Consider the following 15,674-nt stretch of genomic DNA (forward strand, 5'->3'; position numbering starts at 1 on the left):
AAACGCCCGGCATCACTCGCCTTTATAAATCGGATGGCCTCGTGGCGGAGTGGTTACGCAGAGGACTGCAAATCCTTGCATCCCGGTTCGATTCCGGGCGAGGCCTCCAAATATATCTTTCCATCTTGAGCTAGACCGCTTTATCCCTGTCATCATCGTTATAGTCGTTCGAAATCAAATGTAGATCTTCAAGGCTTAGCAATTCAGGCTTGAATGGGTCCACCTTCTGGGGAGTGATTTTCCTTCAAGTATGGCTGAGCGCCGAAGAAGAAGATTGAAATTGCAGCAGAACGACACAGAGTCGAAGAGATAGTGACGAAGCTTCGTCAGGTTGACGTGGCGGATGTGCAGGAAAAATCAACAATGGAAGCGATTCGGCCGATAAGCGAGACGGAGGCTACATAACAACGCTAGCGGTCTGAATCTCGAGAAGTTGATCTGACCGAGCCGTCAAGACAAGCTTCGAAGCTCTGCCCATCGTCGAGCTTGTATGGATTATGTCTTGATAAGCCGAACGTGTGCGAACGACGCGGCTTGACAGGTTCTCGGCCACTATCGCTTCATCCAGCCAGGTCGCAGTGACACCAGATAGTGAAGTGGCATTGAGCGCCGACATCATGGCCGATATAGCTATCGGGGCGTAACCGTACTAATCTGGTCGACTTTGGCTGAACGACAGCTCCGCGCATCCGGCTTCGGCCGGAATATCCTAATCATGTCCTGTCCTATGACTTTGTCGAGGATCGTATGCAAAACCGCAAGAAAACTCGCATGCTCGCGACAAATGCCTTGCATTTGCGCTGACGTAATCGACAAGTTTACGCTAGAGTGGGTTGCACTAGCCGGTGCAAAGACGGCTAAACTAAACCCGGTAACACTGGGAGAACGACTACTGCGAAAGCTTCAACTCGAAGCACATAAACGAACTACTCAACATGGAAATCTCCTACACGCCCAAAGAGGCGAGTTCATCATCGGAACGTGGGGAGCAACACTATAACACCGTGCCTCCTTACTCACCCTTAAACTCTAAGCCACCCGCGCCCGCGAGCTTCGTCTGACCACGCGAAAACGGTCCCTCCTGAACTCCGGTAGTAGAGGCCAAACCGAGCACGCACTAACATTAGCCTCGGATCGCCCAACAGGGGAAAACCGAAGGCTGAGTGCTTTGCTATACTGTCGAGCTGGCGCCGTTTGCTGTTTTGATGGCAGGCGCAACTGCGTCATAAACCTTTGGCTGTTGTGAAAGATTGCGACGGCATACCACCCGATGACCGTAACTGCCACGATGAAAAATATAAATGCCCTCACCGCGGTGTTGGACCGCGGTTATTGATTGGAATCGCAATCTCCTGAGATCTTGAGTTGAAAGACGAACCAGAATGCTCACGCAAGTGATCCACAAATGGATGTTGCGCAGAAGAGCCACGCCGATTTGAAGGGAGGTACCCGGCGACACCGCCAAGTCGAGCAACGTGATCGCGACAAACGCCTTGATCATCCGCAGACAAGCTAAAACTTAAGCAACCGGCCCGCGTTCGGGACGAGTTTCGGTTTCATGGAATGCCGTGAGAAATAGACGTGTTCATCGTCGCAGATAACTTCGCGTAGCTTGTTGTAAGCCACGATAAAAAGCGCTTGCATTGCTGAGATGCGCTTGCCAAAGCTAAATGAACAAAGCGTATTACCATGTGGATCTAGATGGCTGATCACAACGGTTGGCGATGAGAAATTAGCAAGGAGAATTGAAAACTTCCTAGAGAGATTTCCATCGTTCAACGATCTGAATTTTGTAATAACAGGTGCAAACGCCATCTTAGGTACAATCATAATCGTGTTAAGACAGCTCAGTTACGACTTATCGGTGTACGTCTCGAGATTTATGATGCAAGAATTTAGGCTCCTCCATCGATCGCCAATAATCAAAGCGTTTAAAACAAAGAGAAACGCAATGGGTGCTGTGATTCTTCGCGATATGCGAACTAGGTTTTTCAATCATGGAGCCGGCTTTATCGTTCAGTCTTTATGGCCATTGGTTCACATGGTAGTCATTATCACTCTCAACGCCCTGTTTGGACGTGCCGCACCCTATGGGCAAAGTCCATTTATTTATTTCGGTGCCGGCGTCATTCCGACCCTGACCTTCATCTATATTTCGCGGTTCATGTGCTTATCCGTCATTATGAACAAGAATATGTTGTTGTTTCAAACAATCCACATTACTGATATTTTATTTGGTCGGGCTTTTCTTGAGATAATCGCCGGATTTATAACAATCGTCCTAGTGTGGATTATTTTCACGGCTATGGGGATTCCCCCATTTCCAGACGATCCTGCCCAAGCCGTTCTTGCCTATATGGCTACGGTTTTGCTGGCTCTCGGGTTTGGCACAATCGTTGGCGTAACTTGCGCTTTCATACCGATGATTGCCACCGCGTGGGCTCTTGCAGGTATCATATTCTATCTGGCATCAGGCTGCGTTTTCGTCACCATCGATTTACCGGACACAGCGACAAACCTCCTCGCTTACAATCCAGTTTTGCAATGCGTCGAGTGGATGCGATCAGCTTATTTTGAAAACTATAGCGACAAGCTGGTGAACAAAGAATATCTACTTGCATTCGGAATAGGCACTCTATTTATAGGGCTCGCCACGGAGAGATGCTGCAGGCGCCTCTTAATGGATTCATTGTAAGTTCGTCTGTTGTCACTACATGATCGTGTTGTTGAACAATCCTCGATAAAACAAGCAGACGTTGCAAATCTCCGCTTCAATTTTCGATCGGAAGACTTTACTGATCGGCGAGTTGGATTTGTTGGGAGATTTTCATGCCGATTTCAGCCGAAAAATATTTGTCCGAGGTCAAAGATACGATCAAGGGATGGCTCTACCCTGGCGCAGTTGAAGTTACGGAAATGTTGCTTGCCGCACAGAAAACGATGAACATTCCAGGAGACGGATTGGAAATCGGCGTGTTTGAGGGCGCGTATCTTTCTTTCATGGCGGCCTCGACTGATATCAAATGGGCCGGGATGGATGTGTTTTTCTTGGGCCAACAAGAGACAGCCAAAAATAATGTGGAGCGGGTTGTCAGAGATCATGCATCTACCTCAACCGTAACTCTGATACAGTCAAATTCCCAATCACTGACGGAAGAAGCGTTTAAGGCGCATCTTGCATCCGCGGGCATTACCTCAATTTGCTTTGCAAGCATCGATGGCGACCATAGCGCAGACGGCGTCTTCCACGACATGAAGCTTGTCGAGTCCGTTCTTTCACCCGGTGGCATCATGGCGCTCGATGACTTTTTCTCACCAACAAGCGCAGCCGTATCAGAGGGCGTTTTCCGCTACATGGCGTCCGAAGGCTCAAACCTACGGCCTATTGCATTCAGCGACAACAAGCTGTTCGTCACAACCAAAGACTTTGACGAACTCTATCGCATTAAATGCATGATCGCCCTAAATGACGGTAATGGTTTGTGTGCAAGACGTTGGAAGGACGGCAGCCCGCAGATGAACCGCGTACGTCCTTTCCTCGGCGCTTCATTGATGGCTCTATAATTATTGACCAACGCACGAAACCAACAGCACATCTCCACTAGTAAAGTTAGCTGCGGCGCCGGTTGTGCGAGAGTAATTCCTTATGGTGATACTTGTCGCTGTTGATCCGGTAAGATCTTGGACGGGAACGCTCGACGCCACGGCGGTCCCACTCGTAGCCTTACAATCCCAGCCATTAGCAGCCGTCGGCATGGTAATGACGCCGGAGGAAGTCGAGCATGATGACCCCACCGAAATCCGGAATGTCCATGTTCCGTTCGGAACAACTATGCTTGGAGAGGTGCAAAAGCCGGAGGAAATTGTAGGAGCAGTTTTCGACGCTAACAGATTATTGACTGTAACAATGTCGCTAAATGTCACTCCGGATAGGCTACCAGCCTGCGACGCAAATTGTGCGCCATTGGCAATATTCCCACCCTGGAAAAAATTGCTGGAGGCATTTGTATAGGGCGTCGCCACGTTCCACCAAATGTTGCCGGATGCTCGTCCCTTGGCACCGCTTGCAACAGTGATGCACGAATTGATGCTCAGACACGCGTTTCCATCGATGATTACAGATTCAGCCGAATTGTTGGACGAACCGATGTTAATGGCATTGCCGTCGCCCGGCTTCGCAGCAGCCGAGAATGAATTCCCAATTATGGTGCTGTTGATCAGACCGACCGTCTTGATGCCGTAGCCATGTAACAAAAACGTATTGCCAACGATTTGGGCACCAGGCATTTCCGATGCAAACTCGATACTCGAGGTTGCGTTGTTGAACTGATTTGCGGTAATCGACGCTTGCAAATTTAGAGTACTGCCCGGAGGTGAGTAAATACCTCGATTGCAACCAGTAATATTATTTTCGGTGAAATTCAGCCCTTGATAGTATTCGCCGTATTCAACGCCAACAGCGCAAAAAGCAAAATTCGAATGGCTGACGTTGGTGACGACGCTGAACTCTGCATTCGCCGTGTCGCCTTGCAATAGCATGCCCGTGCCCTGCAGCGTGCTGGACCCGTTAAAATTGAAGTCATCGACATTTAGGAAAGATACCTTGTCCTGAAAGATCCCTTTGCCCCAGTAGTTCATGAGGCCAAGTCCGTCGCTGCCATTGACTGAAACATGATCAATGTAGGATGGGGATGCATTCTGCGGCGTGTTGACCACAGCCGAAGTGAGCCAAATCGCCGTGTAGCGAGACGAACTACTCCCAGTGGTGACCTTCAGATCGGCGATCGATGCATAGGAGGCATTGTTTCCATAGATCAACTTGATACCATCAGAGGCAGGGAAAAAGAGCTCTGTGCATCCCTGACCGTTGATTGAAATGTGCTTGCCGTTGGGGACCGACAAAGATAGCGGCAGCGACGATTTGAACTTGCCGCAGGGAAAATCAATCCGGCCACCCTGAGCGCCCGTCGCGACAGCCGAGATTATTTTACTATATGCAGTGGCATTATCAGTAGTGCCATCGCCCACGGCGCCATATGCCGAGACGTCAAACACCGCAGACAACACAACCCGTCCAGTTGGCGCGATGACAAACTGTCCAGACTGACCTCGCGGACTTATGAGCTTAAGATCGCCATAGGCTGGGGAAGGATATTGCTCAGCCGCGGCCGATAGCGCTATCGGCAGTGCAACCAGAAATGCTCCGGTTTTCAATATAATATCTTTCATACAAATATTCCTCGTTAACTCCATGACGGGCGGCCAAACAAAACCAACTGCTCCACAAAAATAATTGCGCGAACCACGTTGTTATTGGATGTTGGCTTGACGACCTGCGGCACTTTGGCAGAAATGTCCCGACTTTATTAACGAGGCATGCGCATGCAAATTGAGCAGAAAAAGACACTAACAGTTTTCGGCGCAGATAGACTAGACCGGCAATTTAAGAGGCCGTTCAATGTTATAACCGCAGGCTCCAGCCGGGGCGGGACTTCAGCGGTAGCGGCAGTCATGCGGGCGGTTAACCTTAATATGGGAGATAATCTCCATCCGACCACCCACGAAGACTTCGACTTTGTAGATCTCCTTAACAACAGCATCACAGATTACGACCGCTGGCATAGCTTGATTGAACACAAAGTTTCAAAATACGAAGGCTGGAGTCTTAAGCTGCCGGCAGCGCTGACAATGCTCCATGCATTTGAAAAAACACTTCCAAATCCACTTTATGTTATTGTGGTGAGAAACCCATTTAGCGTTGCATGCAGCCTAGTCAACCGCGATGAAACGTACGGTAATAGCATGCTAGATTATTTTAACGGTTACTCCCATGCGATCGCAATGTACGCAGATTGTTTCCGCGATATCGGGATCGTCAAAGGTGCATTCGCAGTCTGCGAATATGAGAAGATTCTTGCAAGCCCAGGCGTTTTTGTCAGCGAATTTGCGGCACTCTGCAGTGTTGTACCTTCGGGAGAAGCTTTGCAATCAGCAATCTCTTTGATCAGTTCCGCCGGCTACAAGGCTCTGAATGCTACGACTGACGGTTGAATACAGCCAGGAATACGAATGGCCAATACCTTTTTAAGTATCGGTAGTTATGGATTCTTGAGATTGTATTCGACAGTAGATTGGCTATAACCGCTGCATGGAGATTGGACGCGTTATCCGCCCTTTCACCACAAGTGAGATGAATTTACGATCGATAGTTTAACATAAGCACCGTTGTTTCTCCACCTCGCACGCCTGATTGATCTAATTGTTTGACGTTCAACAAGGTCAACAGTGAATAGCCCCCAGATTTGTAGACACCTTCTTTCCTAATTTTGGGGCAAGAAGAGCATCATGAGCAAATCGAATTTCTGCGAAGAGTTTAAGCGTGACGCGGTGCGCCAGATCACGGAGCGAGGCTATCCGGTTGCGGAGGTTTCGCAGCGTCTCGGGGTGAGCCAGCATTCGCTCTACGAATGGAAGAAGAAGTTTGCTGCGCCGAATGCCACGGGCAACGACGAGGCCGAGGAGATCAGGCGGCTGAAGAAGGAACTGGCTCGCGTCACCGAAGAGCGATATGTCCAGCATATCCCTCGACCTAAACGACGCCCGTGAATCTTTCCAATATCCATTCGGCGCGCTACACGGCGCGACCTAGGGCATAGATGAAGGTCGCGCCTAGTGGAGCACCGCCACCTCACAGGTAGTCGTTACGAGCAAGTGCTCAGAGTATTGGGGCTTACTTTTACGGGAGCCGGATCGAGTACCGGCGCGCACGCATCTCGTTCATGAAGAGTTCGGTCGAGCGCTTCAGGTCGGCAATCAAGACATCGAAGACAGGTCACAATTCGGATGCTGCCTGACCGATCCAATCAGTAAGTGCAGAGCGGTCAAGATCAATGCCCTAGCGCCCCTTGATCTGAGCCTGCCGTTAAAGCAAGAGATGGTCGGCGTATTTGGCCATCAGCATATAGGTGATGGTGGTCACTACCGAAAATCCGACCTAGATCAATAGTGAAGCGCTCGAGCCTGAGCAACGCAATCCATACAGGGTTGGCAGGCATATTTTTGGGCGGTGAATGATGATGACGCAGAGCTGTGTGGCGGTAGGTCCTCGCCGATGTAGTGCAAGCCTCCGCCATAAGAGCAGAACAAGTTTTCCGGTTCGATGTTTTCTTCAATGCGCGGAAGATGGGCGGTAAAAGCGCAGCGATTGGCTGCGCGTTGTTTGGGCTGCGGCTTTCCCTGAAAAGCTATCCGCTTCGTCGTCGACATGGACCCGTTTCTATGCCCTCCAGCGCGAGGTCGAGTTATGCGAGATCGGTCTTCTCGGATTTGCGGTCGAAGACAGCGTGCCTGAATGCGGTGACATGCTTCACCGTAACCGGTCTGCCGCTCTCAACTTACCTTGCCCGCCCTGGTCTGTGATCGGGCTTTCCATAAAAAAACTCATGTTGCTTATCCATGGTAGGCGATCATTGATCGGAGTGGCGAACACAACATGGACGCGGAACCGCGGTTGCAGCTTGCCGCAGAGAACTTAGAAAAGCAAAGTTAAAAAGCCCGCCGCCCGCCCTACCTGCATGACTGGTGGCGGCGATATGCAACGATATCTGCGATGCCATTGCCTAGCAGTTCACCATTGGCTCAACCTCCCTTGCCGAGAGCTCTTTACTTCTTCATTATTCCGTTCCCGATAGATTAGACTCGAATCAAGGATATTCTTGGTGGCATTTTTTAAATTGCCCGGTCAATTCAGTGAAAGTAACCATATTCTCGAAAGTGATGGGCCCAAACCGGATTTCTCAATCGCTGCGTCGACGGCTGCTGAGCCAAACTGGTTCCGCAAATGTACTAGATAGTCATGCACCCATTTGCTAAAAGCGGCCCCTGCATTTGGCGCACGCGATAGGTAAGTCTGGTTTCGATAAAACATCCCCAAAACGCGCTCCACGAAATCCTCGGGCCTGCGCGCAAGGTGATGATTTAATCCATGAATTCTCCAGTAATACAAAGGTCCCTTCACAAACGTCTGACTTTTGGAATGCTGTGCAATTCGAAGGTTGAATTCATAATCCTCGCCATATCCAGGAACGAAACGGATCGCATTTCCTCTTATTAGCTCGGCGTCGAACAGCGAATTCCATATGAATATTCCGAAAAAGGCATAATAGTCTGGAGAAAAATCAGGATAGAAAACCTCCACATTATCTTTGGAACGTTTCGCGTAACCGCAGCGCGCCACATCGGCACCTGTTCGCGATGTGGCAGCCAAAAGATCCCTATAAATCGAAGCCGAGACGACATCATCGTGGTCAACAAAGCTGATCCATGGTCGATCAGCCAAATCTATTCCTCGATTGCGAGCCTCCGCCACTCCTCCCAGCGTCTCCACTGAAATCGTTATTTCATATTCAATGGCCGAGGCATTTAACTTACGCCATGTCTCAAATACTGCAACAGAACCGTCTGTGCAGTTGTCGAAAATTATGACTAGCTGATCGCCAGTTCCAAGGGCTTCGTTAATTGAGTAAAGCGTTTCGACAAGAAAATTTTCCGCATTATGAACAGGCAAAATCAGGCTGATAGCCACGGCTTACCTCCCTCCAGCGTTTGCAAAATAATATCCACGATTTCATCAACGTCGCCTTCGCTGACACCGGAATGCATCGGCAAGCACAACACATTTTGCGCTGCCTTAACCGCTATCGGATAGTACCTCTCGTTTCCGCCAGCGTTATACGGAAAGCAATCAGATAACAGAGGATAGAAATATTTACGGGCAAAGATATTTCGAGCCCTCAAAGCAGACCATATCGAATCGCGATCTAAGCCACTGCTACGGTCAAATATGACCGGAAAATATTGGTAATTCCTGGTGGTCGTGTCCTTAAAATAGGGGAAGTCGACGCCCTTTAGTCCACTCAAAAGGCGGGTGTAGCGATCAGCAATCACCTTTCGCTTGGAGATTTCCATGGTGACCTGTGGAAGCACTGCGAGTCCAATCGCAGCATTGATTTCACTTAACTTGCCGTTGAGGCCAATTCCGTGAATTATATCCTCTCCTTGAATGCCAAAATTCATGCACGAACGTGCTCGTTCGAAGATACCGCCATCCGAGACAAACAGCGCGCCGCCTTCGCCAGTATGCATCAATTTTGTTGCGTGCAAGCTCGCAATGCTCATTAGACCACTTTTGTAGACTGCCTGGCCGTCATCAAACACATCAAAGCAGTGCGCGGCGTCATAGATTTCGTACAAAGCTTTGCGCCGGCACAAATCATGGATCGCAGAAATGTCACATGGATTTCCGTAGACGTGGACAGCCAAAATGCCCACGGTATCATCGTCACAAGCGTCCTCAATTTTTTGAGGATCAATATTCAACGTCTTCTCGTCCACATCCACGAAGCGCACGTCGTATCCCGCCAACTTGATGCAGTGAACACTTGCAGGAAATGTAAACGGACTTGTGAGAAACGTGCCTCCCTTACGAGGTAGCGATAGAAGAGCCGTAAGCAAGGCTATTGTCCCGTTGTTGAACAGTAATACCTTGTCACAGTCAAACCTCTCGCGAAATTGCGAAGTCAGGCTCTGTTCCATCGGACCGAAGTTTGAGTACATTCCACTTTCGAATATTGCCGCATTGCAACGACTTACCAGATCGAGAGCTGGTGTAATAGGGCGAGTGACATATAATGGGGCGCGTCGCGAGGTATGCATAGCAAATGCCTTCGGGTTGATATCACAGTATAGCTTCTAATACATCGATTGACTCGGGCGGAAGACAAATTACTCCGCCCAAAGAATTTACTTCTTTTCTCTCACTGAAGGCGTCATCTATGAATATAGCCCCATCTGGATTGATGTATAGCGACTTTTTCTCACCATTCTTCAAGTGAATTATACTATCAAAAAGCTCGATCAAGCCCATTCGGCGAAGTAATGCATCAATTTCGCCGCCATGTCTCGTTAGTAATGTAAGCGGAACGCCCTTTGTTATCTTAAAAGCATACAGGAGTCCGATTAGTCGATGGTGCACCTGTTTTCCTTGATTAAAAATCAAGGTGTCATCAAAATCGACGTATATATTTTTCACGATTCGATGGAGCTTAATACGAGCGTAAAGCGCCCGATCATATATGAGCCCGCCGACAAACGGCTTAATAAAAGAGACCTCCTTTCCAGCAAGTTGATGCAGCCACGCATCCATCAGGTTAATTCCCATTGCCCTCTGAAACCCCGAGGAACCGGCAATCCGATTTGCAACTTCAAGAAGCTTGTATGTCCCGTGGATGTCTTGCTTCATCTGAAAGAACCAAGCACCCGAAATCTTCAGCTCCCTCGAAATGACCGAAGCATGTTTTAACATGAGAGGCTCGTCGACCATCTGCATTCTAGTCGCAATGCCAGATGAGACCCGTTCTCGCCGTCGTGCAGCACAATAGGCAATCTCGTGATCCGGCAGCGAGAAGCAATCAACTGTCAGTTCATCTCCAGGCAGCAACTCCTGGAATAGCATTGGTTCCCGCGCTTCGTTTAGGAGTTCAAGCTCTCTCTCATTTCTGACGATTCGCGCACCTCTCGATCCTTGACCCCGGTCTGGTTTGCTAAAAAATGGAAATAACGGTGAGTTACCAATAGCTTCTGGGACCGGAATGTGACCTCGAAGCTTCATCAAAACCTTGGATTTAAATCTGAGGATATCAGACAGTTCGGTTGAGGGACCCACCAAAACCGCGGTCATTGACTTTCCTGAGAGCTGAAATAAAGCCTCGTCATGTGCAGGAATGACATAGTCTATCCTCTTCTCCGCAACCAGGCGCTGAACCTCAAAAACAAAGCCATCATCATCGACATAGGGTAGATCGAAATAGGCCTCAGGAAAGGTGACTTCGCTGTGATCTTTAACAGCGTTCGCACCGACCAATTCCCAGTGCTTCGAATAGCGTAGGCTTTCGTAGACCTCGTGACCTATTTCCGTACCAGCCGGCACCACAAGAACCCGACCTCTCATTGCGCGGCTCCCGGCTCCCAATCGAAACGGCCCAAGGAAAAGTCCTTCAATTTTTGGCGGTATATGCTTTTGTCATATAGTTTTTTTAGAAGGCTGAAATTCATCAAGAAAACTTCTTCGCGATATTTTTCGTCGAGTTCGAGATCTCGCATCAAACTGGGGAGTTTCTCTTTCATTTCAATCAAATTTCCAAACACGTTCGGAAGTGCTTTCATCGAGGATGGCATGAAGACCGGATTGTAGACGGCAAATGCTATTCCTCCTGTGAACGTAGTTTCGATGAAATAATTATCTAACCCCTCCCCAAACGTAATACAGAACTTACACCAGCCTATGCAGAATTTATAGAATTCATAATGAAGCCCAGCAACTCTATATATATAATATCCGCCAAAACTCGATTGTAGTTGATCTAAGACAACCTCATCACCAATCATTCGATCGGGAGACAGCAAGATAATATTTTTCTTCGACGTGAAATTTCGTACTTTATAGTCATCGAACGACATATATGTGGATATGTGCTTTATTGGAACGCCCCAACGCTCGGCATGGAGGCTTGTTGAATAGCGTTCATGCGCGGTCGTCATAGTTGCTTCACGAAATTGATGAACAAACCGCTGATAGACATGCTTTTCTGGCATTAATTCGCCGTTTTGGTTGAGTATATTAAGTTTTATATCTCTTAGCTCTGGATTATCAAACGCATCCGTAAGGTGATCAATCAAAATAGGCAGAACAACCTCTGGGACATGGATCGTTTGTATGCGTTTCAGCCGTATAGCTGAAATCAGATCTCCGAAAGGCAAGATGATCTCGTGATTATTGAACCGTTTATATCGAACTATAGGGTCGCCGCCAGGCAAGGAAAAGAGCACCGTCTCTCTCCCCAACCGCCTCAATTCCTCTACAATGGAGAAAATTGAGAAGATTCCACCTGAGATGGCATCAACATTGAACGTTAGGAATGCATCAATCTGATGGTAATTGGCGACCTCAGCGCGACGCGTGGAAATGGTCGTCTCTTCATCAACGATGAGCTTTGGAACTTCAAATTTCAAATGCTTTTGCTGAAGCGCATACATCAGAGGATGCACATCTTTTGGCATCGATTCACCCATCTCGCGCCGATATTGCTCGGTGGGGAAGAGCACATGTGGAACAGCATCAACGAGACTGCCCACCGAAATAAAATGTACTAAGGGATTATCGGTAGCAGGTAATCCGCCCATATACCGGGCTCGGTACCAGTTGGTATCAAAACCCGGATGTGGGTCCCGTCCTTCCAACGCGCCTTGTGCAATAAAATGAGATAGCGGGTTAACCTCGGGCCCTATGTCACTGTAACGCGCCCGATAATAGGATGTTGAGAAAAGGAGATGCGGGTCGAATCCGAGTCTAGCCCCAAAATATATAAAGTGAATCAACGGATCCATGCCGTTTGGGATCTCGGCCCCATACCGCTGCGCATACCACTCTGAGTCGAAAAGTGGATGAGGCGATACCAAAACCCCATTACGACTGCCTTCCAAGAATGAGATTAATGGATTCTTGCGGGTGCCCAACCGCGTTGCGACATAGATGCTCGAAAATAGTGGATGCGGATCATAGCCTGATGCGGCACCAATGCGAAGATAATGAACTAGCGGATTCATTCCCGAACTAGGTACCGCTGGATATCGCGTTGCATAGAAGGAAGTTGAAAAAAGGGGATGGGGATCGCGCCCCTCAAATCCACCGTATCGAAGATAATGATATCGCGGATCCATTTTTGACGCTCGGACGTCAGGATAACGATTGAAATACCATTCAACGTCAACAAGCTCACTTACTTCTGCTTCACGAGCTCTAAGGGCCGTCATGTTGCGTTGGATCATTTTGCTAATTGTTGCCAATCATCTCACTCCAGATTAACTGCCCGATATCCGGCGGACGTATCATCAAAAATTTGCCACCGAGAGGTAGGCTACCCCATAGTCACCAAAGTGAGGACGGCTAACCTCTGAGACGGGAGCTAAAATTAGTAAACGGGTTCGCGATATTTGAAATGTTGAATTTTTCGTTTCATCCTAGTGCATGCAATGGTGGTAGATAAATCCTCTACATCACTACCAAAAGCAATTCACTAACATTCATCGCCCGCGAGGAAATTTTCTACGCGACTCACATGACTTTAGGATCTTTGCAGAGTTTGGAGACGATCTTCGGAAAATAATTGGACTGACGATCGAGTTCACGGAAAAGATATCGGCAAACAACGCATGTGATGGCGGTCCGAACCAAAGACTCATTTGCGCTCAATCGGACAGGTGATTTCATTGGATTAAGACCAATGAAGCAATTTATCAGGCGCTACAGCCAAACGGCCGATCGCGATGATTGAGTGCCTATAAAGCATTTGCATCTCCGAGTTGGATGGGGCTAAGATTGCGTCTTAATAAAATTGAGAGTGCCGCATGAAAAATCTCATCGCTACGTGAGAGATAAAATCACTCACCCTTGCAACTCTGCAGTGTTACTCAGCACTGGAATTGAGTGTTAGCCATTTCGTTTTTTTCAGAAAAGAATGTTTTGGTGCATAAATGAAAATGTATTGAGATCCTGGAAGATCTGCATCTATGAATCGAATTTCCGACACAATGCTTGAAATTGAAGCTGAAACTAATAGAAATTGTGAGACGAGAATCGTTACATATCAAGACTTTGAAGTTTCAAGAGAAACTCGCGCGAAAATGAAAGGGCAAAAGCCCGCTATTATATGGCTCACCGGGCTCTCGGGCGCGGGCAAGTCCACCATCGCCAATCGGCTTGAAAAGCGCCTTATTGCTGAGGGCAAGCATGTTTTTATTTTGGACGGAGACAACGTCCGACACGGCCTTAACAAGGATTTAGACTTTTCTGATGAATCACGTGCAGAGAATGTGAGGAGGGTCGCGGAGGTGGCACGCCTCATGGCTGAAGCCGGACTCATTGTAATCGTGGCCTTGATTTCCCCTTTCCAAAAGGAGCGGAGATTAGCACGAGAAATCGCAGGTGACGTGATTTTTATCGAGACCTATGTAAGTACATCGCTAGAAATCTGCGAAGCGCGTGACGCGAAGGGCCTTTACGACCGGGCGCGTGCCGGCGAGATCAAAAACTTCACAGGTATAGATAGCGCATTCGAAATACCGGATTGTCCAGACATAGTGCTTGATGCAGGCAAAACCTCAGCTACTGAAGCAGTGAATAGGCTATATTCTCATCTGAGATTGACAATCTTTTAGCTGATAGAAGCTTACTGATATCAAATGAACATATAGGCGCCGGCATGGTGCTTTTGCCGCCTGATAAAGCCTCATTGAGAGGGCCGGACTGTATAGCGGCCCGGCCAACAGTTGATCAAAGCAGCTGCAATCGCAACCTTTCTGCGCTTGCTTTTCTAAGTCCGCATGAACAAAGCTAAACATTAGAGATACTGCATCTGCCCAGACCCGCCGAGCCGATAGCAAGGGTGCCGGTCTTGTTCCTCTTGGCGACGTAGTCACCCGATACTGCTGCCATAAGAATATCAACCGGTTCGTGGTGGTCTCGAAAACTTTGAAGCGATCCAGCAACGATTGACCCTTTGGGCGACGTGGGCGAAATTCCGACGACAGGCCGTCTTGAAGTTCCAAAAGTGTCGAGTTTGTTTGATGTATCGGCTTGTTGCATCGCCAATTCTCAATTGCGTTGCAGGTTAATTTGGCGCCCGACTCATGTTTGTCTTACTGCCTTGTGCACATACGCCGCCATCGTGTTCTTCTTGAAACGAAAGAATATCGAGAAACGACGTAGTAACGCCAACGGATAGGTGTCACCGCTTCCCGATCTGATTTAAATGGTTCGCAAAAGCCTACGCAGCTATCCTTTTGCGGGTAACACACCACGATCCCAGATCTCGTTGCCTGTCGGCGAAGCAAAAAGCCGAGGCGTTGCCACATTACAGCCTTGGCAAAAGCGCTGTCGGGGTAGTACTGGGTGACGCGGTCCTTCGGTCTCCATGCCGTCGGATTGGCTATAGCAATTCGCAATCCGAATTTTCTGCCGAAACTAAAGACGAGGAACAGCAATTTGGAAGTGAAAGGTGACATGGCGTTCGAGCGGCTTGTCGAGGAGATGATGGACAAATGTTTGGGTGGAATTCCTACCCTGAGCCAAGTCTCTGCGGAAGCGGTTCGACAGGGCCTGCGGTTGGTGGTCTCGATCAACGTTCGGGTCGAGATGGAGCAAGAGCATTGCGCCAACGTCGACTGCGCCCAGTTAGCTCGATTTGAGCTGGATAAGTGCCACGAAACACGGACCGGAGCGCTCGAGTTTCATATTTGAGTGTTTTCGACCCTCGATGTGGCCGGCGCGAAATAGGATCGCTTGTTTGCGTAGGCTACGATGCTCGCCCTCAACTTAGCCTTTTGCCCGACCGCCATGTCATCTCACCAGTATGTCGCAGAGCTCTTCGAAGCTTCCGTTTTGCATGTCGTTGTCCAATAGGGCGGATTGTTGCCGGTATTTTATATAGCGCCGACAAGCTCTCCGCTATCCGGCTCCATTGACGAATTGCCTAACCAGAAGGACGAACTTGCCCACGCATTCGGCTTCCGCCTGTTTGCCGAATAATAATGTGGTCGCGGCGCGCGCGAATAACCCG

At 48.7% G+C, this 15,674-nt stretch carries 10 protein-coding genes, 1 tRNA gene and 3 pseudogenes; 8 read left to right on the top strand and 6 right to left on the bottom strand.

The window, feature by feature from the left end; all coding sequences use genetic code 11:
* Nucleotides 1-35 precede the first annotated feature (35 nt).
* The 4 genes and pseudogenes from BSK43_RS22445 to BSK43_RS22460 all read left to right on the top strand — a co-directional run bounded on the left by BSK43_RS22445 (nt 36) and on the right by BSK43_RS22460 (nt 3,564).
* Nucleotides 36-109, top strand: a tRNA-Cys gene (locus tag BSK43_RS22445).
* 547 nt (nt 110-656) lie between these two features.
* Nucleotides 657-777: pseudogene (locus BSK43_RS35780) on the top strand (IS3 family transposase); the annotation flags it as partial.
* Nucleotides 778-1,951: 1,174 nt separating this feature from the next.
* On the top strand, nt 1,952-2,695 hold the full coding sequence (locus BSK43_RS22455) for an ABC transporter permease (RefSeq protein ID WP_136687187.1): 744 nt from the start codon (nt 1,952-1,954) through the stop codon (nt 2,693-2,695).
* Nucleotides 2,696-2,829: 134 nt separating this feature from the next.
* Nucleotides 2,830-3,564: a class I SAM-dependent methyltransferase gene (locus BSK43_RS22460; RefSeq protein ID WP_077469778.1), complete on the top strand. Its 735-nt coding sequence runs from the start codon at nt 2,830-2,832 to the stop codon at nt 3,562-3,564.
* On the opposite strand, the gene BSK43_RS22465 is transcribed toward BSK43_RS22460, so the two are convergent.
* Nucleotides 3,565-5,229: a glycosyl hydrolase family 28-related protein gene (locus BSK43_RS22465; RefSeq protein WP_169055446.1), complete on the bottom strand. Its 1,665-nt coding sequence runs from the start codon at nt 5,227-5,229 to the stop codon at nt 3,565-3,567. It lies immediately after the preceding gene.
* Nucleotides 5,230-5,382: 153 nt separating this feature from the next.
* On the opposite strand from BSK43_RS22465, the gene BSK43_RS22470 reads away from it, so the two are divergent.
* Nucleotides 5,383-6,051, top strand: a complete 669-nt coding sequence (locus BSK43_RS22470) for a hypothetical protein (RefSeq protein ID WP_077469776.1) — start codon at nt 5,383-5,385, stop codon at nt 6,049-6,051.
* A gap of 294 nt (nt 6,052-6,345) precedes the next feature.
* Nucleotides 6,346-6,567 (top strand): annotated as a pseudogene (locus BSK43_RS22475) (transposase); the annotation flags it as partial.
* A gap of 432 nt (nt 6,568-6,999) precedes the next feature.
* On the opposite strand, the gene BSK43_RS22480 reads toward BSK43_RS22475, so the two are convergent.
* From BSK43_RS22480 to BSK43_RS22500, 5 genes are all read right to left on the bottom strand, one after another.
* On the bottom strand, nt 7,000-7,266 hold the full coding sequence (locus BSK43_RS22480; RefSeq protein WP_136687191.1) for a hypothetical protein: 267 nt from the start codon (nt 7,264-7,266) through the stop codon (nt 7,000-7,002).
* 475 nt (nt 7,267-7,741) lie between these two features.
* A complete protein-coding gene (locus tag BSK43_RS22485) occupies nt 7,742-8,584 on the bottom strand; it encodes a glycosyltransferase (protein ID WP_077469775.1) in 843 nt (280 codons plus the stop codon).
* On the bottom strand, nt 8,569-9,714 hold the full coding sequence (locus BSK43_RS22490; protein WP_077469774.1) for a DegT/DnrJ/EryC1/StrS family aminotransferase: 1,146 nt from the start codon (nt 9,712-9,714) through the stop codon (nt 8,569-8,571). Before BSK43_RS22490 ends, BSK43_RS22485 begins: the two co-directional genes overlap by 16 nt.
* A gap of 22 nt (nt 9,715-9,736) precedes the next feature.
* Complete coding sequence (locus BSK43_RS22495; RefSeq protein WP_077469773.1) at nt 9,737-11,008, bottom strand: ATP-grasp domain-containing protein; 1,272 nt, start codon at nt 11,006-11,008, stop codon at nt 9,737-9,739.
* Entirely contained in the window at nt 11,005-12,903 is a 1,899-nt protein-coding gene (locus tag BSK43_RS22500; protein ID WP_136687192.1) for a hypothetical protein, read from the bottom strand. The genes BSK43_RS22495 and BSK43_RS22500 overlap by 4 nt, the downstream gene beginning before the upstream one ends.
* 792 nt (nt 12,904-13,695) lie before the next feature.
* Here BSK43_RS22500 and cysC point away from each other — a divergent pair.
* Together cysC and BSK43_RS22510 are read left to right on the top strand one after the other, a co-directional pair.
* Nucleotides 13,696-14,274 (top strand): annotated as a pseudogene (gene cysC / locus BSK43_RS22505) (adenylyl-sulfate kinase); the annotation flags it as partial.
* 826 nt (nt 14,275-15,100) lie between these two features.
* The gene (locus BSK43_RS22510; RefSeq protein ID WP_077469770.1) at nt 15,101-15,355 is read left to right on the top strand and encodes a hypothetical protein; all 255 of its coding nucleotides are present in this window, start codon (nt 15,101-15,103) and stop codon (nt 15,353-15,355) included.
* The last annotated feature ends 319 nt before the right edge of the window (nt 15,356-15,674 follow it).

The sequence above is a fragment of the Rhizobium sp. P44RR-XXIV genome, from assembly GCF_001999485.2.
Taxonomy (GTDB): domain Bacteria; phylum Pseudomonadota; class Alphaproteobacteria; order Rhizobiales; family Rhizobiaceae; genus Rhizobium.

Bases quoted from the DNA above. Each gene is read 5' to 3' on its own strand.
- BSK43_RS22470 (WP_077469776.1), top strand. From the start codon at position 5,383: ATGCAAATTGAGCAGAAAAAGACACTAACAGTTTTCGGCGCAGATAGA.
- BSK43_RS22490 (WP_077469774.1), bottom strand. From the start codon at position 9,714: ATGCATACCTCGCGACGCGCCCCATTATATGTCACTCGCCCTATTACA.
- BSK43_RS22455 (WP_136687187.1), top strand. From the start codon at position 1,952: ATGGGTGCTGTGATTCTTCGCGATATGCGAACTAGGTTTTTCAATCAT.
- BSK43_RS22460 (WP_077469778.1), top strand. From the start codon at position 2,830: ATGCCGATTTCAGCCGAAAAATATTTGTCCGAGGTCAAAGATACGATC.
- BSK43_RS22480 (WP_136687191.1), bottom strand. From the start codon at position 7,266: ATGTCGACGACGAAGCGGATAGCTTTTCAGGGAAAGCCGCAGCCCAAA.
- BSK43_RS22495 (WP_077469773.1), bottom strand. From the start codon at position 11,008: ATGAGAGGTCGGGTTCTTGTGGTGCCGGCTGGTACGGAAATAGGTCAC.
- BSK43_RS22465 (WP_169055446.1), bottom strand. From the start codon at position 5,229: ATGAAAGATATTATATTGAAAACCGGAGCATTTCTGGTTGCACTGCCG.